We start from the raw sequence: 24,186 nt of genomic DNA on the forward strand, positions 1-24,186 counted from the left end.
ATCGAGCACAAAGGTACCCAAATAGGATGCCTCGAATGATCACAACATTTAGGGTATTTAACCGGAATTTTCTACCTACTATTAGGTATTTTTGCACTCTGATCCTTTCATTGTGTACTCCCATTCCTATAGCAATCGTTAAAATGAGTGTTACCTAGCTTGGGTCTGCTACATGCCACATAGTATACACCCAAATGCTAGTAGCTAGCGCACATCATATGGCTCGCCAGAGTAGCGAAATTTATTCCTAGGAATAAATAAATTTATTTGTACAGATAAATATTTTTATTCCTAGAGAAAAATAAATTTATTCCTAGGAATAAATTTGGGTGCTTTCGCGAGCCAAGACAAGTGCTCCCCTGAGCGGATTTTGGTGGTTGCTCTATCTCGTGTTGTGCAGTAAGGTTTCCTGCATGTCTATGAACCGCTTAGGATGTGGTTACGTGCTATTTGTGTTGCGAGTATGCTTGAAGGGAGAGCGTTCAGAATAGGCTCAGTTTTATGGTTTTTACCTAGCTCCCTTTCCTCCCCTATCCCTTTGCGGGATCCCACTACTGCCATGGTGGCATTGGCGTGTATAGCTGTACAATGTTTTTAGTAAATTTGCAGCTAGGAAATAATTTCAAGATGATATACTTATTATGAGTAAGGAAGGATTTAAGCGGACTTTGGTGACTACGGCATTGCCCTACGCCAATGGCCCTGTGCATATCGGTCACTTAGCGGGTGTATATGTACCTGCCGATATATACGTGCGCTACCTTAGGCAAAGGGGCGAGGAGGTATTTTTTGTGGGTGGCTCGGATGAGCATGGGGTGCCTATTACTATCAAGGCTATGAAAGAGGGGGTGACCCCTCAGGATATTGTGGATAGGTATCACACGCTAATCAAGGAGTCGTTCGAAGAGTTCGGTATTGCCTTTGATGTCTACTCTCGTACCTCTAGCAAGATGCACAGGGAGACTGCGAGCGACTTCTTCCGTAAGCTCAATGAGGAGGGTAAGTTTATAGAGCAAGAGACGGAGCAGTATTATGATGAAGAGGCAGGGCAATTCCTCGCTGACCGTTATATTACTGGTACTTGTCCTATCTGTGGTAATGAAAATGCCTACGGTGATCAGTGCGAGAAGTGTGGTTCGTCACTCAATGCTACCGATCTTATCAATCCTAAGTCTGCGATTAGTGGTTCCCCCCTTGTTATGAGGAAAACTAAGCACTGGTATCTCCCTCTTGGGACGTACGAAAGCTGGTTGAGGGAGTGGATCCTAGAGGGGCACAAGGAATGGCGCCCCAATGTATATGGTCAGTGCAAGAGCTGGCTCGACCTAGGCTTGCAACCTAGAGCAGTTACTCGTGACCTAGACTGGGGTATTCCTGTGCCTGCTGAGGGTGCTGAGGGGAAGGTACTTTATGTATGGTTTGATGCGCCTATTGGCTATATCTCCAATACTCGTGAGGCTTTACCAGAGACATGGGAGACTTGGTGGAAAGATAAGGAGACCCGCCTTATCCACTTTATCGGTAAGGATAATATTGTATTCCACTGCATCGTCTTCCCATCTATGCTACATGCTGAGGGTAGCTATATCCTTCCTGATAATGTGCCAAGTAATGAGTTCCTCAACCTCGAGGGCGATAAGATTTCTACCAGTCGCAACTGGGCGGTTTGGCTACATGAGTACCTCAAGGATTTCCCCGGGAAGCAGGATGTACTACGCTATGTGCTCACCGCAAATGCGCCAGAGACCAAGGATAATGACTTTACTTGGGGCGATTTCCAAGCCCGTAATAATAACGAGTTAGTAGCAGTACTAGGCAACTTTATCAATCGAGCTCTTGTACTCACTCATAAGTACTTCGAGGGCAAGGTGCCAGCGATAGCAGGGCTTGTGGGGGACGATCAGGCGACGCTCGATGAGATAGCTGTGATTCGTAACGATGTGCAGCGCCTTCTAGAGGAGTTCCATATCCGTGATGCTCAGCGTAGGGCAATGGACTTGGCTCGCTTGGGTAATAAGTATCTTGCCGATACTGAGCCTTGGAAGCTCGCCAAGACTGATCTAGAGCGTGTGGGTACTATCCTCAATATCGCACTACAGATAAGTGCCAATCTATCGCTCTTGATGGAGCCATTCTTGCCATTCTCTATGAGCAAGCTCCGTACTATGCTTCAGCTGGAGGGCGAGGTTACTTGGGAGCGTATTGGTAGAGCAGACCTCTTGGCTACAGGGCAACAACTAGAGCAGCCTGTATTGCTATTTGAGAAGATAGAGGATGAGGTCATCCAAGCTCAGCTGGATAGACTAGAAGCCATTAAGAAGTCCAATGCGGAGGCAGCACTCAAGGCAGCCAAGCCTATGCCTATTGCTCAGGAGATTCCTTTTGAGGACTTCGAGAAGATAGACCTCAGGGTGGCTACAGTTAAGGCGTGTACTAAGGTACCTAAGACAGATAAGCTACTCCAATTTACGCTGGATGATGGCTTTGGAGAGCGTACGATTATTTCAGGACTTGCCAAGCACTATGAGCCAGAAGCGCTTGTGGAGCGTCAGGTGATATTTGTGGCAAACCTCGCGCCTCGTAAGATGCGTGGTATCGTGAGCCAAGGGATGATTCTCTCTGTGATGGAGGGCGATGGTTCGCTCTCTGTGCTCACTACGAGCAAGGAGGTGAAGCCAGGCAGCAAGGTTTCGTAAGCGAGATGAAAAGAGCACTACTCCTCTCTGGCGGTGTCGATAGCTCCGTTGCGCTCCATCTGATGATGGAGCGGGGCGAGGAGCCCGACCTCTTCTACATTTACATAGGAGCGGACGAAGAGGGGTTTGAAGACTGTCCGAGCGAAGAGGATATGGAGATGGTGCGCTGGTTGGCTCGCCATTATGGACGTCCTCTGGAGGTAATCAACCTACACCGTGAGTACTGGGACTATGTGGTACAGTATATCATAGATACGGTAAGGGCAGGGCGTACGCCCCATCCCGATATGCTATGTAACCGCATCATCAAGTTTGGGTATTTCAATGAGTATGCTGGGCGTGACTACGACCAGATAGCCACTGGGCACTATGCCAGCAAGCGCATCGTAGGGGATAAGCACTACTTAGCTACCGCTGTAGATGCGCTGAAAGACCAGACCGACTTCCTTGCACAGATTACCTATCCTCAGCTGGTCAAGGCGCATTTTCCTCTTGGGGAACTCCCTAAGAGCGAGGTTCGGCGTATCGCCTCTATGGAGCATCTTGTGACCGCTAAGCGCAAGGATAGTCAAGGGATTTGTTTCCTAGGGAAGGTAGACTACAACCAGTTTATAGAAAAGTATCTTGGCACTCAGCCTGGCGCTATTGTAGAGCTAGAGACGGGTAGGGTAGTGGGTGAGCATAGGGGCTATTGGTTCCACACGATAGGTCAGCGCAAGGGACTGGGGCTATCGGGTGGCCCTTGGTTCGTGATTCGGAAGGATATAGAGAGCAATACCTTATTTGTGAGCCGCGGCTACGATGTGGAGACTCAGTATGGTAATGTGGTGGAGATGCCCGAGATGCACTTCATTACTGAGAACTCAATGGAGGGGAATGAGCAGGAGGTGACTTTTAAGGTGCGCCATACGCCCGATTTTACCCGTGGTGTACTGCGCCATGAAGGGGGTATATACACGCTCTTCTCAGAGGAACTCATACAGGGCATCGCTCCTGGTCAGTTCTGCACAATCTACGATGTGGAGCATAAGATATGCCACGGTTCGGGTGTGATTGCCCGAGGAATGAGATTGGCTAAGTAAAAAGGGTAATGCCCCTACTAAATGGGGCAATAACCATACAGCGTACTCCTAGGGCTGCAATTGTAGCCTTAGGAGTACGCCGTATGTGGTTCGGCGGTAAGGGAAGGTGTAATTGGAGACAAGGGGGGTGCGCTGTTGCCTTTCGAAAAAGGCTCTTACGCTGATAGCACTTGATAGCCCGTATTCGGCAGAGAACTGTAGGGTGTGCCCCTTGAGCCCCTGTAGGGCAGTATTGTTTTGGTGGAGTAGGGTGTGGGTATAGGTGTGGTGCAGCTGGAGCTGAAGGCTTTGCTCACTAGAGCGTAGGAGTGCTATCTTGCTTTGGAAGATAGGAGCGAAGGTAAGACGGTAGCTTAGCCGAGTAAAGAGTTCTTGATCTGTTTGGTAGAGCATCCTTTGCGCTGTTGTGAGGAGGGTAAGCATGCGACGGCGGTTGTACCGCTCCTCGAGCGTAATACCCTGTTTGGTGCGTAGCTCTAGCCCTATGAGCGGACTTAGATCTTCGTTGATCACGATGCTTTGTAGGTCTACATGGCTGGGTTCTATGTAGTAGGTGGGGACTTCTAGAGTAGAGCGATAGGCATGGCTCAGCCTTAGACTGGAGAGGTGGCTCTGGAGCCAGTCGCTGAGGTGCCCTATTTCATAGGTGATTTGCCAGTTGGGGAGTGTATTGAGGAGGCTAGGAACCTTCCCTTTGTCGATAGATGCTAGGGGGTCTTTCCTAAGGAAGGCTATAGTGCTGTAGCGAATAGAGCCCCGGAGTATGGGTGGAAGCTCTGGCTGGTAGGGGGTGAGGGAAGTATGGCGCTGGTGTTTGTTTTGGTAGGATAGGAGTAGCTCCATGCCCTTGACTGGGTGGAGGGTGAGGACAATATCTAGCTCGTTGCGCCAGAAGGTCGTGAGGGGTTGAGTACTGCCTGCCTCTTGGGTGAGCCAACCTCGCTCTTGTGCTTTTTGAAAGGTGCCGTTGGGGCTATCTATTGCCAGCATGAAGGGCAAGCCAGGCACTAAACGCTTCTCGAATAGAGCGAGACCGAAGGCTTTGCCAGCGCCTGAGAGGAGCCCTGATATACTGCTGCCAGCTGTACGCCGGAAGTGGATCGCTACGGGCTGATAGCGGAGGAGAAGGTCGAGATAGCTACTATTCTCTGCCCTATTACCGAGTTTTCGATCGGAGTAGGTGGCTCCAAGCTGCCACTGATAGTTACTGCGCCAAGTGGCAGTACCCTGTAGGGGCTTGAGCCACTCTCGCTCAAAGGCTGGCAGGCGGTAGCTGAGCTCTAACTGCCCGCGGTAGCTTTGGGTCTCGCCGAGGGCAAAGATGTCGCGAAGTATCTCGTGAGTCAGCCACTGGAATTGGGTGGCTTTGGTCTGGCGATGTTGCTCCTCGAAAGGCTCCCTTATGAGCGCTTGTGTAGTGCTTTGGAGGGAGAGGGTAAGCCCTTGGTAGCTTTGTCGTATCTGTAGACCACGTACCCAGTCCCAACGGCTCTGCAATGTGCTGAGAGGTGTATCGTGTGATAGGTACTTTTGGTAGTGATAGATGCGGTGCCAAAGACTATTCAGACGGATGTAACTCTGAGGGGACGACTCATAGCTGTAGCTCAGTTCGCTCTCCGCTTCTCGCTTAACCAAGCTTTGGATATCTGGAGCATACCCTGTGTGGTGCTCCACTCTATAGCGCAGTAGTAGATTGTCTAAGCTCCAAGCATTATGCTTAGACTGAGTAGGCAGTACCCGAAGCTCCGACAGTTCTAATAACTGTCGTTTCTGGTAGGAGCCCCCTTGGCCGTTATTGAGGAGGTCATTTTGGAATGGGTCGTAGTATGGTGTGGTTCGGAGTGTATTATAGCTGTAACGAAGGGGTGCCCGAAGGTGCCACTCCTTGGGGAAGAGTAGCCCTAACTGTAGTTGGGTCTGAAGAGCTAGGGAGCGGTGGTCTTCCAACTGCCCATGGCGGGCATCGCTGGTGATACTCCCGAAGCCAGCACTTCGGTATTGACCATCTAGATAGAGGTTCGCTAGCTCTCCCACAGAGGCTTGTAGGCTCCCCTGAGCCGCTTTCCCTCCCATGGCTCTGGCTCCACTTACAGAGAGTTCGTTGACCCATACCGTAGCCTCTACGGTGCGCTGACCTTTATTCCGAATACCTATGAGTACTGAGGAGATCTCTCCGAGGGTAGGGAACCCTTGGATAGCTAGTGTCGCATCGGGGCGTGCACTGTAGGGTAGGGTGAATGGTTGATTAGTATCGGCACCTGTTCTATCCCTTTCTTGCTTGAGTTGTGGCAATAGTTCGAGCTGTAGGTCTACCCTATTGGCATTGCGCCAGAGCTCTCCCCGCACCTGCTCTTCGTCCATACTGCCATAGTCGATAAGCGGAGAGGGCTCAAGTGGTAGCCGATATTCATAGAAGTTGTGTGTGAAGTCTTGCCCAAGCCTAACGAATAGTTCTAGTTCTCCTGGAGCGACCCCTTGCAAGGACTCTAGGTGGCTCCATAGCTCTAGCTGTCGGTAGTGGCGGAGGTCGAGCGCGAGCTCTTTGTAGAGCGCTATGGGTTGCCCCGGTTCTAGGTGGGTAACCTCCATGGAAAGCGCTTGCTCATCCTCCGCCTGCATAGCCCATTTCATGTCGAAGCGTTCGCGGATTACCTGCGGAGGAGAGAGGTAGGGCATGGGTTGTCGGTCTCCATCTTCCTCTAGTGATAGTTGCCCTACTGAAACAGTTGCAGTGCGATGATCACTGGGCTCGATGCTACTTTGGTACTCTGCCCAAGCGGTAGAGACAAGTCTGAACTGAGCGAGTCGGAGCTGGGCTTCACGGCTGAAGCCTTTTAGCGATAGCCTCAGTGCCCTTACGTCTTGTAGCGAAACCCCGCTGCCGATTACCTCTGTAGGCTCGGCGAGAGGGATTCTCAGTTTAATCCACCTTTCCCTTTCGCTAAGTCGTTTCTCGCCTATAATCATTTTGGACTCTAGCCCAGAGCGGGTTAGAGGTAGTAGATAGCGGAGGTAGCCTTGCTCTTCTTCCTCTATTAGATCTCTATTCAGATCCTCTGTATCAGGGAGAAAGGTGCGTGCGCTTTGGGCACCTTGTACAACCCGGGGGAGCGAGTTGCCCTCTAGCCCATTGATGTACTTGTAGCGTCCGAGTATAGGTTCCTGCTGGATATCCCAATCCTCTCCGAGATAGAAATGGTAATCGTCGCGAGCTGGGTCAGGCTGATTGGCGAAAGCGGAGTAACGAGGGTGCTGTCGCTCCTCCACAGAGGAAAGACCATCTAGCCCTATATCTTGTCTTTCTATAGGTAATTTGCCAGTGCTATCGAAGCCGTACATCTGTGGCAGCGTAGCGGCTCGCCTTCCCCATTGGGTGTCTATCTTATCCTCTGCGCCCTCATAGTAAATCCCTTTATCAGGCAGAATGCGATCGGCAAATCTACCGAGGTCGAGGTACAGCATGCCTTCTGGGGCGTCAGGATCAAGGGTAAACGGATCTAGTAGCCATACTTCTATGTAGCTATACCTCTGGCTCTGCAGGTCGGTAGTAGGTAGAGGGAAGCTCATGCTGCCCCACATCTGCGACGGTAACTGTACGGCCTCAGGATTGTATGGTCCTCGCTCCTGAGGATAGAAAGAGAGGTTCAGCATCGGCACGCTTTGCATGATCATTGGCGATGCATCCCTTTTTGGGAAGAACTCCTCTTGCTTCACCTCTCTCACGAGAGGGTGTTTTCTCTGCGCTTCATCCTGTCTTAGGTGCTGAGGCTGGCGCTCTGCTCCGTCACGCACAAGGGTTGGCTCCACAGCGAACCACGCCATCTGTGCTCTCATCTCTGGCTTAGGAAGGTTGCCCAATTGCCAAGCTAGAGGGTAGGTAAGGTCTATAAACCTATTACCTTGCTCGAAATCCTCGACAACGATTTTATCACTCCCGCCTTTCGGGGTATTATAATTGCTACTTAGCTCGGCATAAGATGCCTGAGCCGATAGCCGCATGGGTTCACGCAGCTCTAGCCCACTCCATTGATTGAGCCAAGCTGTTGCCCTTTTGCTCTCCCCTATGTAGCTTGCATGAATACCCCACATACGATTGCGTAGAGCCTCTTCCCCCCATCGGATTCTTTGCCTGCGGCTATCCTCCCTGTAGCTGAGGAGCGTGCCGCCTACGTTGAGTCCATTTATTGGCGACCAGTTGATCTCCGCCCCCACAAGCGACTTTTCCTTCCTCCTAACCCGTTCGCGCTCTTGGATAGTAATCTCTATGCGTTCCGTGCTATTGGTGGTAAGGGAGAGTGTGCCGCCAGTATAATCTATTCGATAGTCTACGCCTTCAGTGAGCTGTCTCGTGCCAGCCTGCACCCGCACACTACCTGGTTGCACTCCATTATGCCCTAGTTGGATAATCTGAGTAGCGACACCACTGACCTCCGCTCTTATCCTGAAAAGGTCTTTGTCCCTCTCCTCTGCTGCTTCCCTCCGACTCTTGCGGTAAAGACTCTCGAAGATAGGATAGTCCCCCTTGGGGACCTCTACCATTGGCTCACGAAAGGGGAGAAATAGCGTACCGGTACTCCTTTGGTAGGTGACCCCATCTACCAAGTCAAAAAGTCCATCAGGGCTACCACTCCTCCCTGATGTATCGGTTTTATCCCAGCCAAATAGCTCTAACCAACTGCGCCCAGCATCGCTCCCTCTGTCTATGATTGGTCGTTCTATACCACTTCGTGGGTCTTTGTAGACTAGCTCTATCCTTAAATCCTCGGGCCTAACGTCTTGCCTTACACCCGATAGAGAGTAACCGTTCTTCATCATCAGGGGCCAAAGCTTAGACTGAGGAGAGCGGTCTTGTTCGGAGAGGAGCGCGACCTTTCTGTCTCCTTCAGCTGCCGTGATATCCCCCACCTGATACCTTGCACCCCTGTAGCGATAACTATAGGCTACTGCCAATACCTGCCCTTCTCCTAGAGGCGCATGGAGCGATATGAAACCTAGGGTTGGATGCAATGTATAGGCCGAAGCGGGCAATCTCTGTGCCGCAGATAGTGTTATCCCTTCCCCTACGAGCATATCGCTCTTTGGCGGGTCGGAAGTCAATGATGCGCCCATAAAGGCCTTTACGGGCTCTACATTGGGCATTGCCTGAACTTGTCGGGGCGTTGTTATCCATACCTCTACGCGCTCTACAAATACGTCGCTAGAGACGAGGGGGATATCCTTTAGTGCCTCGCTATATCTATTGGCAAAAAACTCAGAAAGGAAGAAGTGCTGAGCTACATCGTATTCGCTTCCTCTTAGCTCTGTCTGTCGCAGCTGTCGTCCTCCTTGGACAACTATCTTGCGCTCTTCGGAGTGCTGACGACTAGCGACCACTTGCAGCGATACCGCTCCTAATAAGAAATCTCCCCTTAGTCCAAATAGCTCCTGCCCTGTATCAATCAAAGGATTACGGCTATCCATTCGGATATTTCCCGCTTCTAGCTTTTGGATAAAGTCGAACTGCTCGCCCTCATACCTTAGCCGCACCCTACTTCGTCTATTGGTTAGTGCTGTAGAGGTGTCGTAGCTCATATCGAGCTTCAGGCGATCTCCATAGCTGCCTTGGAGATGTATATTCATCTCCGGGCGTATTTCAATATGGCTCCTCCGCCGTAGCCCAAGGGGCAGTAAGGGATTATCCTCTTCTATGGTTGTGTTATTGACGTTGAGGGTGAGGTAGCCGTTGGCTTTGAGTCCGAGTTGAGGTCTCGGCTTGAGGGGTACCGCCTTAGTTGGCTTTCCTAGTTGGTAGAAGCGGCTGGCGGTCAGCTGCTCAGCTCGGAGTTGGTAGTATTCCGAAGGGCGCAGTAATTGTCTCAATTGCCAAGCCCCAACACTGTCCCTGCCATAGAGTAGGTAGTACCCTCCTTGCGCATTGTAGGCGACCGAATCGGGTTGCCATACTGCAGCGCTCCCCGATAGCGAGGAGAGCAAGAGCAATAGTACTACGTATCTCCAGCGCATCACATATCACGCTACAGTAGTTGGAGCCCCTTTCTAATCATATCATTGATACTCATGTCTGGGTCAGCCTTAGCTAGCTTTGCCACTACCTTCTTAGCTGCTGTGGCGGGATAACCTAGAGCAACAAAGGCTTTCTCCGCCTCTTCATAAGTAGACTTATGCTCAGGCGAAGTACTAGCTTCTACAGAAGAGCCACCTACGGCATATTCCCCCATTGCCTCTTCTATCTTATCCCTTAGCTCTACAATGATTCTCTGAGCCGTACGCGCACCTACGCCCTTGATACCTTTCAGTCCAGCTTCATTGCCTTCCCTTATCAGTCGGGTGAGCTCCGAGGGTGTAAAACTAGAGAGCGCCAGTCTCCCCATTGCGGGACCGATACCATTTACCGTGATGAGCAGTCGGAATAGTCGGCGCTCGGGCTCCTCAGCGAAGCCGAATAGATCGTGTGTATCCTCTCGAAGCACTTCGTGTACAAGTAGTTTCACTTCCTCATCCACCTTTATTTGGTTGTAGGTGTTAAGAGAGATAGCCAGTAGATAGCCAATGCCCCCTACCTCTAGTACTGCCGAAGTAGGAGTGCGCTCTACTACACGTCCACGGATATATTCTATCATAATATACTCTATCTAAGTCGTTACAATACCCAAAGGTACAAAAAATTACCCCAAGTCTCACGACTCGGGGTAACGACAATAAACCTTAAAATATTATGAAAAACTAGAGGTTCGTGGCGGAATCGAACCGCCGTACACGGTTTTGCAGACCGTTGCCTAACCACTCGGCCAACGAACCATGGCTATTGCTTACGTGTGCAAAGATACATATTTTTTATACTTCCTCCAAATATAGTTGTCAGAAATGCGCAGTATTCGCATTATCCCTATTGTATACAACAAGATAACCGCGTGCGAAGACTGAAGTTTTGCGAGTAGTACATAGTAGGTAGGATTAAGATTTTGGGTAGTAAGAGAAGAAATAGTAATATATTCGTGAATATAGTAGAATGTATGTAACCCCTTATTTGGGATTAGTGTGGGTGTTAGGGGGAAGGGGGGAAGGATTGGAGGGTACGGGAGATGGGTTGGTAGATGTGCCGATACTGCTCTGCTGTAGGACGTACTGTGAGGGTAGGGGTAGAGAGACGGTCGGAGCGCTCCATCACCCAATTGTCTACATTGGTGACATTGCCCCATACCGCACGGAAGCTCCCTTCTCTCGGTGCTATAGGCATTGTGTTTTGGGTTGGTGTCTCGGGTGCTTCGTAGCGCGCTAAGAGCTCAACCTCCTTTTCAAACTCTAAGACTTGGTAGTAGATAGGGTAGCTTTTCGCCATTTCCGGTAGCTCTTTTGCTACCCTATAGAGTTCTACCCACAGCTTCTCCGCTATAATATGAGGGATAAGCTGTAGTAGTGCATACTGTCGCCATGGGGCTGTGGGTTGAGCAAGGAGCAGCTGTGTAGCCTTTTTCGTTCGCAGACTATCTGGTTGCTCCATCGCTGAAACGTAGCTTACATAGGCGACTTCCCTAGGGGTACTAGCCGTGCGGTTGCCCAAACGTGTTGCTGCCATAAATCGTTCCCATTCCGAAGGGCTATGCTTCATCAAGTAATCCCAGCCACCCTTGCCCAGTAAGCTCATGAGTCTTGCTGCTCGGAGCTGCACATCCGCATGGGCACTCTGCCTTATCAATTGCTCCAATAGAGCGATGCCCTCATCCATCCTTTCTTGTCGTATATGGATGATCGCCTCGGTGGCTAGATCTCTAGTCGCAGATAACCCCATAAGCCGATCCGCCTCCACTATATTTCCCATCAATAGATGAGCATTAGCAAGGAGTATGGTGTCAGATGTTTTATGCAATAATGCTTCCCCATTGCCCATAAGTAGCGCTATCTTGGCCCCCATTGGTTGCGAGGTAGTGGTGATGTTGAGTAGCTTCTCTAGCTCCTCAGTGTACTTGCCATAATCATCTGTAAGGTATAAAGTAGAGGGGACTTCGAAGCTCGGTTCCTGTGCCTGTAATTCTTGAGTGATTCGCTGCAGTTCCCCAGCGGCATAGTGTCGCTGATTAATGCCTTTAGCTTGTTGTAACAACTGACAACCTGGGAGCAGCAGGATAATAGCCAGGAACGGGAGCAGGCGGTACATTTATTTGCTTTTCAAAGCGACACCCCCTTTTGTCACGAGAAATACTACCGAGAGGAGCAGTACTGAGAGCACGCCAGTGGGGAGGTTGAAGTAATAGCTCCCGAAGAGGGCGGTTAGCACTGTGAATATACTGAGGAGCGAGCTCCCAATAATCAGATGCTTGAGACTGGAGGTAAATTGGCTCATCGTCATCTGCGGGAGCGTGAGCATACTCATGAGCATCATTACCCCCATTACTCTAATACTAAGCACAATACCGATACTTATCCAGATAATCATAGCATACTGGTATAGGCTTCGCCTGAGCCCTCTTACTTGCATAAACTCTGGGTCGAACGAGATATAGAGTAGGGGACGGTAGTACCGTGCTACTAGTAGGATCGTCAGCAATGAGTAACCGACAAGCCCCCAAAGCTCCATAGGCGTTACCAAAAGGATATTGCCAAAGAGGAATCCTGTAAGACTAGGGGTATAACCTGGGGTAAGGAATACGAAAAGAATGCCAAGCGCCATGCCTAGTGACCAAATGGCTGCGATAGCGGAGTCCTCTCGTACCTTCCCTTTTTGGCTTAACCACTCTACTCCTAATGCACTAAGGACAGCGGCACCAATGGCATAGAAAAGGGGATTGTGCCCCATAAAGAAGCCTAACCCTAGCCCTGCAAAGGAGCTGTGGGTAATGCCTCCTGATACAAATACCATTCGGCGAACTACAATGAAGCTACCTATAATCCCTGTGATGAGCCCTGTGAGTAGCACAGCTATTGCCGACTGGGTAAAGAAGTCGTAGCTAAAGAGTGACATATCCTATTGGGCTTATGCTTATGCTTGTGCAGCAAGCTGCTGCTCTAGTTCGTCTCTGATCTCCTTGGGCATTGGCAGTCGTCTTAGGGTGATGCTCTGCTTCCAAGGTGCTAGCTCATTGGGACTCAACGTATGCAGTACCTCGCTCCACTCTGCTAGTTCCGTCTCGGTATAGTCCTCTCCGCTTCTTCTGCGAAAACGGTCCAATTCCTGATCCTCAAAGTAGACCAATAGGGGGCGCTCCTTGTCCTTAGCATTGAAGCAACTGGTGCCACCACAACATCCGCTACAGCTGTGCCCTGGGGCGCACTCCTTTATCTCTGGTACCTCTCCGCCATTGTCTTCCCTTATCTTGCGCAGGCGTTTCGCCCCGTAGATCACTACCACAGCGAGCACTGCTATCACTAGAATACTTATCCAATCCATGTTATAAACTATCTATAGTCCAATTACAAAGATACAAATTTGAGGGCGTTGCACAAAGAGAGGAACTGAAATGAATATAGGCTACTTAGGTTGCGCCCCCAAGTAGCCTATGCTTTATTATTGATGTATTGCTTATTCTAGCACTACTCTAGTTCCGATCTCTTTGCCTTCAATAAGGAGCTTGGTGAGATTGCCTGGGGTATCCATGTCGAAGACCACTATAGGCTGGTTATTTTCCATGCACATGGCGGTAGCCGTGATATCCATCACCTTGAGGTTGCGGCGGAGAATCTCCTGATAGGTGATTTCGTCGAACTTCGTGGCGGTTGGGTCTTTCTCTGGGTCGGCAGTGTAGATACCATCTACACGAGTCCCCTTGAGCATGGCATCGCACTCCAATTCTATCGCTCTGAGCGAAGACCCTGTATCAGTGGTGAAGTATGGATTGCCTGTACCTCCTGCGCAGATAGCCACTTTGCCCTCTTGGAGCGCCTCAAGTGCGTCCCACTTATTGTAGTGCTTACCAATCGGCATCATTGGCGTAGCGGTAAATACTTGGCTCTTCTGCCCCTTTGCTTCGAGTGCAGAACTGAGCGCTAGGCTATTGATGACTGTAGCCAGCATCCCCATTTGGTCGCCCTTGACCCTATCGAACCCCTTGGCAGCGCCGCTCAATCCGCGGAAGATATTGCCCCCACCGATTACGATAGCCACCTGCACGCCACTCTTCACAACCTCCATTATCTCTGTAGCGTAGTCATCTAGGCGTTTGGGATCTATGCCGTAGCCCTGACCACCTTGGAGCGATTCGCCACTCAGCTTGAGTAGCACACGATTATACCTCTTCATTTTTATGCTCGTTATCTGAAGTTATTACATCCAAATTCTATTCTACAAAGGTAACGAATAAATCCTTTGATACAGAGGGAGTAAAACGTCTCCCCTAGAGTGGTCAAATTTATTTCTAGGAATAAATTTATTTTTCTCTAGGAATAAAAATATTTATCTGTACAAATAAATTTATTTATTCCTAGGAATAAATTTCCTTACTTCCGCGAGCCGTAACAGACGCTCGCCTGAGAGCGTTTGGGGTAGGGTATATAGAGTAAAAGAAGATTTAGTGCACTTTAGTCCTTTCCGTCACCATTAGTATACGTTGCGAATATCTTCGGGGGAGAGTTGGGTGAGTCTGCATTGTATTTTTGAACTAGCACTGGCTATTTTTGTGTATCTTTGTTTGTGTTAGAATGATTTACTAAGCATAGAAAGGAGAGCGTTATGAGTAGACAAAGGGTGGTGATTCCAATCATTGATGTACCTCAGCGATATGCTGAGAATTACCCCAAAGAGTGTTGCCTGATGGTGCGCAATCAATTGTCGGGGGTATGGGATGAGATTAACTGGAGCACCTTCGGTGCTATGGCGCACGATCTAGCTAAAGCTTTGGTTGAGGCTGAAGTGCAGGAGGGAGATAGGATCGGAGTATTCTCTGAGAATAGCGATAAGTTCCTCGCTGCTGACCTGGGTATCTTTAGAGCGGGCGCTATTGCTATTCCTTTCTATGCGTCTAGTTCGCCATCCCAGGTGCAATACATGGTAGAGCACAGTGGTATGAAGCTTCTCTTTGTAGGGGAGCAAGCTCAGTATGTCGTTGCTCGTGCCGCTATGAAAGAGATGGTAAGACCGCTTAAGTTGGTGCTATTTGACCGTACGATTGACCGTGATGGTGAAGATATTGATTCTATCTATCTGGAGGACTTTTTGAGACTCGGTAGCGAGGGCGAACATGATGTAGAGCTTTCTCTGAGGAGGAGTAGGTGGAGCTTAGACAAAACAGCACTCATTCTCTACACGAGTGGGACGAGTGGGACACCAAAGGGAGTGGAATTGACCTTTAGGAGCGTGCAGGCGGCTATTGAGCGACATGCAGAGGAGCTTCGACTACTGAAGCCTGGCAAGGTGAGTATGAACTTCCTGCCGCTGACGCATATCTTTGAGAAGATGTGGTGCTATGTTTGTCTCACCATGGGCGTGCGTATTGCGGTAAACCGTAACCCTAAGGAAATCCTCAAGGCACTTACGGAGGTACACCCGCACTATATGTGTAATGTCCCTCGTTTTTGGGAGAAGGTGTACGTGGGTGTGTATGAAAAGATACAGAGTTTTCCCCTTGTGCTGAGAAAGATGACCGATGAGTGTATCAGAGTGAGTAGGAAATACCACTTTGAGTATAGAGCAAAGGGGAAGAAGCCGCCAACGGCACTCAAGATGCAATATAACTTCTACTCGCGAACGTTCCTTAACCTCCTAAGGAAGAAGGTAGGTATAGAGAGAGGTCTGATTTATCCTGTGGCCGGAGCAGCGCTAGCGGATAAGGTGCAAGCCTTCTTGCTCAGTATTGGAGTGCCGATTGTTTATGGCTATGGTCTTACAGAGACTACGGCTACGGTTTGCTACTGTCGTCAGGATGGATTTGAGTTCGGGTCTATTGGTCGCGCTCTTGGAGGGGTCTCCATACGTATAGATGAAGCTGCAGGAGGAGAGATCCTTGTGAAGGGGGATACGGTGATGAAGGGGTACTACCTCAATCCGGAGGCGAATGCTGCTGCCTTTACTGAGGACGGTTGGTTCCGCACAGGAGACCTTGGCTCTATGGATGCTGAGGGGAATGTGTTCTTTAAGGAGCGTGCCAAGGATCTCTTTAAGACTGCCAACGGCAAGTATATTGTGCCTAATCAGATTGAAAATATGCTCACTTCCGATGGTATGATTGAGCAAGCTGTGGTGATTGCCGATGGGCGTAGCTTTGTGAGTGCTCTGATATTGCCTAATTGGGAGAAGCTGATTAGTAGGCTTACTGAGTTGGGCATAGCTAATCTGCCAGAAGATAAGTCAGCTTTAGCAAAACACCCTGAGGTCAATAAAGTACTACAGCAAAGGATTGATGAACAATTGGAGTCGTTGGCTTCGTATGAGAAGGTGAAGAAGTTCTATGTCCTTACAGAGCCACTCTCTATCGATAACGGCATGCTTACCAATAGTTTGAAGACCAAGCGGCTAGTGGTAGAGAAGTACTACGAGGATGCCATCCGTGACCTCTACTCTTACCATAAACTTCCTGACCTCACAGAGTAAGCTTGATGGCAAGAAAGCTTAGGATAGAGGAGATGGGGCGTATGAGTCCCAAAGAGTATGCCCTCGCACGAAAGAGAAGGATTGTGGTGGTGCTGGATAATATCCGTAGCATGCACAATGTGGGTTCGGTCTTCAGAACAGCAGATGCCCTACGATTAGAGAGACTTTATCTCTGCGGTATTTCTGGGGTGCCTCCGCATGCGGAGATACACAAGAGTGCGCTTGGTGCTGAGGAGGTAGTGGAGTGGCACTATTTCAAGGAGACCAAGGATGCGGTTCTCCAGCTCAAGGAAGAGGGCTATATGGTATGGTCTTTAGAGCAAGCAGAGCACTCGGTGCTTCTCCCCAATGTGCAGGAGCATATTGGCAACAGCCAACCCATAGCGATTGTATTAGGTAATGAAGTGGAGGGTGTACAACAGGAGGTAATAGACCTCTCGGATGGGGTGATTGAGATAGAACAATACGGGACTAAGCACTCGATGAATGTAAGTGTGGCTGCTGGTATTGTGATGTGGTATCTGAGTCAATACAGAGAGATACAATAGGTGTATAGTATGAAGGAACTTTCTATAATCATTGTAGCAGGAGGTAAGGGCCTGAGGATGGAGAGTAATCTACCCAAGCAATACCTAATGCTCCACGTGAAACCTATTTTGGTTTGGACAATTGAGCATCTATTTGAGGCCGTAGATAAGTCTATTGATACAGAGTTTATATTAGTTCGTCCGAAGTCTGATGATGATTATGTCCAAGATATGATGTCTCGTTTCCTGAAGAAAGGGATAGAGCTGAAGTATGCAGACGGAGGGCGTGAGCGTGCAGAGAGTGTACGAAATGGTCTTGATGTGGCTTCGGGGTCTTTTGTGATGGTGCATGATGGTGTGCGACCATTTGTAACGAATGCTTTGCTCAATCGTATTTGGGATGCTAAGATGAGTGGGGCAGTGGTGCCGGCATTGCCTCCTACTGACTCCACAAGGATTCTTACTGAAGAGGGGTTGTATAGGAGCATTCCAAGGAATAGTGTTCGTTTGATACAGACACCGCAGCTTTTCGAACGAGAGTTATTGAGAGATAGTTATAAGGCGTATTTCTCAAAGCCTGATAGTTCTTGTACTGATGATGCGAGTATAGTAGAACTTTATGGGGGATTGGCACCTTCTATCGTAGAAGGAGAGGAGCAAAATTTCAAGATTACGACACCTAAAGATTTGGCTTTGGCTACTTGGTGCTTGTCTAAAAGGGAGCTAAATGAATGATATCCTAAAGCGTGATATTACTTTCCTAAAAGGAGTAGGGGAGCGTAAGGCTGCCGTGCTTGCCAAAGAGCTGGAGGTAAAAACATGGGGCGATCTACTCTATAGGTTTCCCTATCGTCACGTGGATCGTACTCGTATATATACGATTAGTGAACTGCTAGAGGATATGCCTTATGTGCAGTTGCAGGGGGAAATAGTTGGTTTTGTAGAGGAGGGAAGTGGTTCGAAGAAGCGACTAAAGGCGTACTTCAAGGATGCAACAGGAGTGATGGAGTTAGTTTGGTTTAATAGTACCACCTATATGCTCCGTACTCTAAAGCTGCACACACCGTATGTGGTCTTTGGAAAGCCTACACGCTATGGTAGTACGTTTTCTATTGCTCATCCTGAGGTGGAGCTAGCGGGTAGCCCTATGAGTTCGGTAGGGCGTCTATATCCTATGTACTTTACTTCTGATCGAATGAAGAAAGCGGGGCTTTCGTCCAAGGCAATCAGTGAACTTATGAAAGTTATTCTGGCGGAAGTGAGGGGAAAGATAGAGGATACACTCCCTGAGTATATAGTCTATAACTATCAGATGCTGCCACTTGGGGAAGCCTTAGAGATGATTCACTTCCCAATGGATGCTAGGATGCTACAAAGGGCTCAAGCGAGGCTTAAGATGGAGGAGTTGTTTTTCCTTTCTTTACGCCAGCATTATATCCATAAGTCTAGGAAGGAGGAGAGCACTGGCTTTGTCTTCAAACCAACTGGAGCGCAATTTGAAGCGTTTAGAACCGAAGGGTTGAAGTTTCAGCTTACTGGTGCGCAAGAGCGCGTAGTAAACGAGATACGCGCAGATATGGGGAGCGGGCACCAGATGAACCGCCTTGTGCAGGGGGATGTAGGTAGCGGCAAGACGGTAGTGGCTCTTTTGGCTATGCTGGTGGCTATTGATAATGGCTTTCAGGTAACGATGATGGCACCGACTGAGATATTAGCTGCCCAGCACTACCAATCGTTATCTAAGATGCTTGCTGGACAGAAGGGGATAAGGGTAGCGCTACTTACGGGTTCGATGAAAGCGAAGGAGCGCAAGCCGGTACTTGATGCCCTAAAGAAGGGTGAGATAGATATCCTTGTGGGGACACATATCTTGATTCAAGACTATGTGAAATTCCATAACCTAGGACTTGCTGTAATAGATGAGCAACATAGATTCGGGGTATATCAGAGGAGTGTGCTTTGGGAAAAGAGTAGGGGGCAGATTAACCCCCATGTGCTTATCATGAGTGCAACACCTATTCCTCGTACGCTGGCCATGACTTTATACGGCGACTTGGATATCTCGATCATCGACGAATTGCCGCCTGGACGTTCGCCTATTGTTACAAGCCACGCCTATGACTCGCAGCTTACAGATGTACTTCAGTTTATCCATAGTCAACTTTTGGAGGGTCGTCAGTGTTATGTCGTTTATCCTTTGATTGAGGAGAGTGAGAAGAGCGATATGGTGAGTTTGGAGCAAGGGTTTGAGGAGTTTCGTCTCGCCTTTCCTGTGCATAATGTGGGTATGGTTCACGGGAAACTTAAGCCCGATGTAAAAGAGGCAGAGATGCAGAAGTTTGCTGCTGGAGAGACTCATATTCTAGTCGCGACAACGGTGATAGAAGTGGGTGTTGATGTCCCTAATGCAACGGTTATGGTGATTACTAGTGCCGATAGGTTCGGTTTGTCGCAGCTCCACCAATTACGGGGTAGGGTAGGGCGAGGAGCCCATCAGAGCTATTGTGTGCTGATGAGTGACCACTCAATTAGCGAGACTTCCTTGAGACGTATCAATATTATGTGCCAAAGCACTGATGGCTTCTATCTTGCAGAAGAAGACCTCAAGATGAGAGGTGCTGGTGATTTGGAGGGGACACAACAGAGCGGGGAGGGTATTTCTCTCAAGATTGCGAACCTCTCCGAGGATGGTAGGTATGTGCAGTTTTGTAGTAATCTTGTGGAGTTTATACTGGGCGAGGACCCAGAACTTAAGGATCCTAAGAATAGGTTGCTTAATGAGCGCTTACAGAGGATGTTGGTTAATGATAAAGATTGGGGCTTGATAAGCTAGATGAAGAAAGAATACGATATAATAGTTGTAGGTGCAGGACATGCGGGCTGTGAAGCTGCGCGTGCTGCGGCGTTGCTGGGTTCGCAAGTGTTGCTGATCACAATGGATATGGAGCGTATAGCTCAGATGAGTTGTAATCCAGCTATAGGCGGTATTGCGAAGGGGCAAATTGTGCGCGAAATAGACGCTCTAGGAGGTTTTATGGGTATTGCTACGGATGAGAGTACAATACAGTTTAGAATGCTCAATATGAGCAAGGGAGCGGCTATGTGGAGCCCGAGAGCTCAGACGGATCGTAAACTCTTTTCCCGCCTTTGGCGTAATGAACTAGAGCAGACGCCCAATCTATTGATCTGGCAAGACAGCGTTGTGCAGCTTATTCTTGATGAGGATGGAAAGTCGGTGAGAGGTGTATATACTCACTTAGGTGTGGAGTTTATCGCTCCTAAGGTGGTTCTCGCTAATGGGACTTTTCTGAATGGCTTGATGCACTTTGGAAAGGTGCAAATAGAAGGCGGTAGAATAGCCGAACCAGCGGCACATGGGCTTACTGAACAATTGCGTGAGCTGGGCTTTCATACTGACCGTATGAAGACGGGTACGCCCATGCGTCTGGATGCGTCTACTATCGACTATTCTCTTTGTCAGGAGCAAGCGGGAGACGATACATGGTATCACTTCAGTTATCTTCCACGTGTAACGAATAAAGCGCTACCGCAACGATCTTGCTACATAACGTATACTAATGCGGAGGTGCATAAGGTGCTTAATGATCATCTAGACGAAGCACCACTCTATAATGGTCAGATTGTCTCTATTGGTCCTAGGTATTGCCCGAGTATTGAGACGAAGATAAAGACTTTTGCTGAGCGTAATCAACATCAGTTGTTTATTGAACCCGAAGGTGTAGAGACAACTGAGGTGTACCTTAATGGCTTTAGTAGCTCTATGCCCTATGAGGTTCAGCTTGAAGCTATAAAACACGTCCCTGCGCTCGCCAATGCTCATGTACTGCGTCCCGGTTATGCTATAGAGTATGATTTCTTTGATCCTACTCAGCTTTACCATACTATGGAGACGAAACTAATATCCGGCCTATACTTCGCTGGTCAGATTAATGGGACTACTGGGTATGAAGAGGCAGGGGGACAAGGATTAGTCGCTGGTATTAATGCTCACCTGTCGCTCCACGTGAAACAGCCTTTCGTGCTTAGTAGAGACGAGGCTTACATTGGAGTGATGATTGATGATCTTGTGACGAAGGGTGTAGACGAGCCTTATCGAATGTTTACCTCACGAGCTGAGTATCGCATCCTCTTGAGACAGGATAATGCGGACGAGCGTCTCACGGAAAGGGGATATGATTTGGGTTTAGTCGATCAGGGGCGAATGGAAGTTTTACGAAACAAACTTGTACTTAAGAAAGAGTTGTTGGAACTGACCGCAACAACCTCTATCGCTCCTAGTGAAGAGCTCAATGCCTTTTTGGTGGCATGTAATAGTAATCCACTCTCTGGCTCTGTAAAATTGCGTGATCTTATCCTTCGTCCAGGGGTCTCTTATAATTCGCTTAAATCGTTCAGTGAAAAACTTTCGCAATTCTATACGAAATATGGAGCGGTACAAGAGGTGGTAGAATCAGCAGAGATTACGATTAAATATGCAGGGTATATTGAGCGTGAACGTCAGTTAGCGGAGAAGGCGAAGCGACTTGAGGATATTGAGATTGGTGGTCGCTTTAAGTATGAAGACCTCCATAGCCTTTCTATTGAGGCGAGACAGAAGTTGGAGAAGATCAATCCGCAGACTATTGGTCAGGCATCTCGTATCCCTGGAATATCTCCTGCCGATATCAATATATTATTGGTACTATTAGGCAGATAGAGTGTTTCACGTGAAACTTAGTATATGATTATACGCAAAGAGGAAATACAAGAGAGCTTAAGCGTGATTCCAGAAAAGCCTGGTTGCTACACCTACCGTGACTCGGGGGGTGTGGTTATCTATGTGGGTAAGGCCAAGAATTTACGAAAGCGTGTCTCCTCTTACTTTCAAAAGAATCATAGTGATCGGAAAGTGCGTGCGCTTATTCGAGCTTTTGCCACTATTGAGTATATGGTGGTGGAAACGGAACTAGATGCTTTGCTTCTCGAGAATAACCTTATCAAGCAACACCAACCGCACTATAATATTCTACTTAAGGAGGGCGACTTGTACCCGCATATCTGTGTTAAGAAGGAGCCATTCCCTCGAGTCTTTGTTACCTTTAAAGTGATCCGAGATGGTAGCCTGTACTTCGGTCCTTATCCGAATAAGGGTATGGCTTGGACACTGATTAATCTCTTCAATAGGATATTCAAGTTCCGAACTTGTAGCCTGAAGCTCAATGAACAGCAGATAGAGGAGGGAAAATTCCGAGCCTGTCTTAAGTATCATATCAATAGATGTCAGGCACCCTGCGAAGGGCTTCAGAGTAAGGAGTCTTACGACGAAAGTATTCGACAGGCGATAGAGATTCTTCGCGGTAATATCTGTTATGTACGAGGAATCTTAGAGGAGAGTATGGCTCAGGCAAGTAAGGATTTGGATTTCGAACGAGCTATGGAACTTCAGCATACGCTCCAAGAAATATCTTCCTATCAAGCCAAGAGTACTATCATTAGTAATGTTATAGGGAATGCGCTAGTGGTAAGTGCCGCAAGTGATCTAGATGCCTACTATGTTAATTACCTAGAGGTACACAATGGAAATATTATTGCTGGTCGCACTCTAGAGTTTAAGCGACAGTTGATGGACGATGACGACCCTGAGAGTGACTTCCTCTCTACCGCAATAGTACAGTTGCTCAATGAGACGAACTTCAAGGTGCGAGAGCTAATTCTCGAAGAGGCGCCCTCTTTTGGCGACTTCTCGCACCTAACCATAACCATTCCGCAAAGGGGAGAGAAGCGCAAAGTACTTGAGCTGAGTCAGCAGAATGTGCAACAGTATATGAAGGATAAGCATAGGCAGTCCGAAAAGATGAATCCTGAGCAGCGTAATACGCAGATTCTGCGAGAGCTGATGTCGGCAGTAGGATTGCCCAAGCTTCCGTACCATGTGGAGAGCTTCGATAACTCGAATATTCAAGGAAGCGATCCCGTTGCTAGCTGTATTGTATTCAAAGGGGCTAAGCCGAGCAAGAAAGACTACCGCCTCTATAAGATAAGGGGAGTCTCAGGTCCCGATGACTATGCCTCTATGCACGAGGTAGTCACCCGACGATACCGACGGATGATTGAAGAGGAGCAGCCCTTACCTGATCTTATCGTTACCGATGGCGGTAAAGGACAGATGGGGGTCGTTAAGGCAGCCCTTAGGGAGGTGGGTGCCGATATCCCTGTGATGGGACTAGCTAAGGATGATAGGCACAATACCAATCAGGTACTCTATGGAGACCCTCCACAGGTAGTCGGTATCATGCAGCGCAGTCAAGTCTTTTATCTCCTAGAGCGAATACAGAATGAAGTACACCGCTTCGCTATCACCTATCACCGTAAGCTAAGGAGCAAGCGACAAACCCAGTCAGCACTAGATGAGATACCCGGTATAGGACCTGCGTACAAACAGAGACTTTTGAAGTCGTTCAAGAGCGTTAAGAATATCCGATCGGCTTCCCTAGAACAGCTCCAAGAATCTATCGGAGTAGCGAAAGGGCAGACGGTCTATAACTATTTTAGAGAGCAGCAAGAATGAAAGTAGTCATACAGCGTGTACAGCACGCTTCTGTAGTCGTCGATGGTCAGTTGGTCAGTGAGATTGGCAACGGAATGATGGTTCTCCATGGGGTAGAGGTCGGAGATACAGAGAAGGACTTGCAGTACCTTCTCAAGAAGACCATCAATCTCCGTATCTTCGATGATGCCCAAGGAGTGATGAATGAAAGCATCCTCCAGCATGGCGGAGAGATACTCTGCGTATCTCAGTTTACCCTCCTTGCCGATACGCACAAAGGCAACCGCCCAAGTTATATCAAGGCTGAACGCCCCGAAATCTCTCAGCCTATGTATGATAGATTTTGTCAGCTCTTGGGGGAGAATTTGGGTAAACCAGTACAAAAAGGTATCTTTGGTGCTGATATGAAGGTAACCCTTCTCAATGATGGTCCCGTTACCATTATTATGGATAGTAAGAATAGATGAATAGTCCTACGATAGCTGAAGTGCAATCCATTGTAGACCAGTGGATAAAGACGTATGGCGTCCGCTACTTTGATCCCCTAACTAATATGGCAATCCTTACCGAGGAAGTGGGTGAAGTGGCGCGTGTCATGGCTCGTTTGTATGGTGAGCAGAGCGCTAAGCTTGGAGAGGAGATGAGTCAGGAGCGTCTGGCAGACGAGCTAGCGGATGTCCTTTGGGTCGTTGCTTGTATCGCCAATCAGACCGGCTGCAACCTTACCGAAGCTCTTCAGAAGAATATCCAGAAGAAGACATCGCGGGACAAGGATAGACATATAAACAACCATAAATTGGATAAGTAAGATAGT

16 protein-coding genes and 1 tRNA gene are annotated in these 24,186 nt (G+C 48.6%); 10 read left to right on the top strand and 7 right to left on the bottom strand.

Going from position 1 to position 24,186, the window contains the following annotated elements; translation table 11 throughout:
- Positions 1-641 precede the first annotated feature (641 nt).
- On the top strand, positions 642-2,696 hold the full coding sequence (gene metG / locus IX315_RS01195; RefSeq protein ID WP_134849792.1) for a methionine--tRNA ligase: 2,055 nt from the start codon (positions 642-644) through the stop codon (positions 2,694-2,696).
- Between the two features lie 5 nt (positions 2,697-2,701).
- Entirely contained in the window at positions 2,702-3,778 is a 1,077-nt protein-coding gene (gene mnmA, locus IX315_RS01200; RefSeq protein WP_134849791.1) for a tRNA 2-thiouridine(34) synthase MnmA, read from the top strand.
- A gap of 48 nt (positions 3,779-3,826) precedes the next feature.
- On the opposite strand, the gene sov is transcribed toward mnmA, so the two are convergent.
- The 7 genes from sov to pyrH all read right to left on the bottom strand — a co-directional run bounded on the left by sov (position 3,827) and on the right by pyrH (position 14,012).
- A complete protein-coding gene (gene sov, locus IX315_RS01205) occupies positions 3,827-9,781 on the bottom strand; it encodes a T9SS outer membrane translocon Sov/SprA (RefSeq protein ID WP_211837094.1) in 5,955 nt (1,984 codons plus the stop codon).
- Between the two features lie 11 nt (positions 9,782-9,792).
- Positions 9,793-10,398 (bottom strand): Holliday junction branch migration protein RuvA, encoded by a 606-nt coding sequence (ruvA, locus tag IX315_RS01210; RefSeq protein WP_018357367.1) that lies wholly within the window; start codon positions 10,396-10,398, stop codon positions 9,793-9,795.
- Between the two features lie 107 nt (positions 10,399-10,505).
- A tRNA-Cys gene (locus IX315_RS01215) sits at positions 10,506-10,576 on the bottom strand.
- A 247-nt stretch (positions 10,577-10,823) separates the two neighbouring features.
- Positions 10,824-11,933: a hypothetical protein gene (locus tag IX315_RS01220; RefSeq protein WP_211837095.1), complete on the bottom strand. Its 1,110-nt coding sequence runs from the start codon at positions 11,931-11,933 to the stop codon at positions 10,824-10,826.
- Positions 11,934-12,737, bottom strand: coding sequence for a metal ABC transporter permease (locus IX315_RS01225; protein WP_211640939.1), 804 nt, complete (start codon positions 12,735-12,737; stop codon positions 11,934-11,936).
- Between the two features lie 18 nt (positions 12,738-12,755).
- Positions 12,756-13,163 (bottom strand): hypothetical protein, encoded by a 408-nt coding sequence (locus tag IX315_RS01230; protein ID WP_018357364.1) that lies wholly within the window; start codon positions 13,161-13,163, stop codon positions 12,756-12,758.
- Positions 13,164-13,295: 132 nt separating this feature from the next.
- Positions 13,296-14,012 carry a UMP kinase gene (gene pyrH, locus IX315_RS01235; RefSeq protein WP_211637764.1) on the bottom strand — a complete coding sequence of 239 codons (717 nt, stop codon included), beginning with the start codon at positions 14,010-14,012 and terminating at the stop codon, positions 13,296-13,298.
- A 429-nt stretch (positions 14,013-14,441) separates the two neighbouring features.
- Here pyrH and IX315_RS01240 point away from each other — a divergent pair, with 429 nt between their 5' ends.
- Genes IX315_RS01240 through IX315_RS01275 form a run of 8 tightly spaced genes read left to right on the top strand, consistent with a single transcriptional unit; the run spans position 14,442 to position 24,180 of the window.
- Positions 14,442-16,298 (top strand): AMP-dependent synthetase/ligase, encoded by a 1,857-nt coding sequence (locus IX315_RS01240; RefSeq protein ID WP_018357362.1) that lies wholly within the window; start codon positions 14,442-14,444, stop codon positions 16,296-16,298.
- Positions 16,299-16,303: 5 nt separating this feature from the next.
- Positions 16,304-16,846 carry an RNA methyltransferase gene (locus IX315_RS01245; RefSeq protein WP_211635521.1) on the top strand — a complete coding sequence of 181 codons (543 nt, stop codon included), beginning with the start codon at positions 16,304-16,306 and terminating at the stop codon, positions 16,844-16,846.
- A gap of 9 nt (positions 16,847-16,855) precedes the next feature.
- Positions 16,856-17,560 (top strand): 2-C-methyl-D-erythritol 4-phosphate cytidylyltransferase, encoded by a 705-nt coding sequence (gene ispD / locus IX315_RS01250; protein WP_018357360.1) that lies wholly within the window; start codon positions 16,856-16,858, stop codon positions 17,558-17,560.
- The gene (gene recG, locus IX315_RS01255) at positions 17,553-19,658 is read left to right on the top strand and encodes an ATP-dependent DNA helicase RecG (RefSeq protein WP_211639424.1); all 2,106 of its coding nucleotides are present in this window, start codon (positions 17,553-17,555) and stop codon (positions 19,656-19,658) included. Before ispD ends, recG begins: the two co-directional genes overlap by 8 nt.
- Positions 19,659-21,542, top strand: a complete 1,884-nt coding sequence (gene mnmG, locus IX315_RS01260; RefSeq protein ID WP_018357358.1) for a tRNA uridine-5-carboxymethylaminomethyl(34) synthesis enzyme MnmG — start codon at positions 19,659-19,661, stop codon at positions 21,540-21,542.
- 24 nt (positions 21,543-21,566) lie between these two features.
- A complete protein-coding gene (gene uvrC, locus IX315_RS01265) occupies positions 21,567-23,393 on the top strand; it encodes an excinuclease ABC subunit UvrC (protein ID WP_018357357.1) in 1,827 nt (608 codons plus the stop codon).
- Positions 23,390-23,839 carry a D-aminoacyl-tRNA deacylase gene (gene dtd, locus IX315_RS01270; RefSeq protein ID WP_018357356.1) on the top strand — a complete coding sequence of 150 codons (450 nt, stop codon included), beginning with the start codon at positions 23,390-23,392 and terminating at the stop codon, positions 23,837-23,839. The genes uvrC and dtd overlap by 4 nt, the downstream gene beginning before the upstream one ends.
- Positions 23,836-24,180 carry a nucleotide pyrophosphohydrolase gene (locus IX315_RS01275; RefSeq protein ID WP_211635516.1) on the top strand — a complete coding sequence of 115 codons (345 nt, stop codon included), beginning with the start codon at positions 23,836-23,838 and terminating at the stop codon, positions 24,178-24,180. The genes dtd and IX315_RS01275 overlap by 4 nt, the downstream gene beginning before the upstream one ends.
- The last annotated feature ends 6 nt before the right edge of the window (positions 24,181-24,186 follow it).

Source organism: Porphyromonas levii (genome assembly GCF_018206105.1).
In the GTDB taxonomy this organism is placed as follows: domain Bacteria; phylum Bacteroidota; class Bacteroidia; order Bacteroidales; family Porphyromonadaceae; genus Porphyromonas_A; species Porphyromonas_A levii.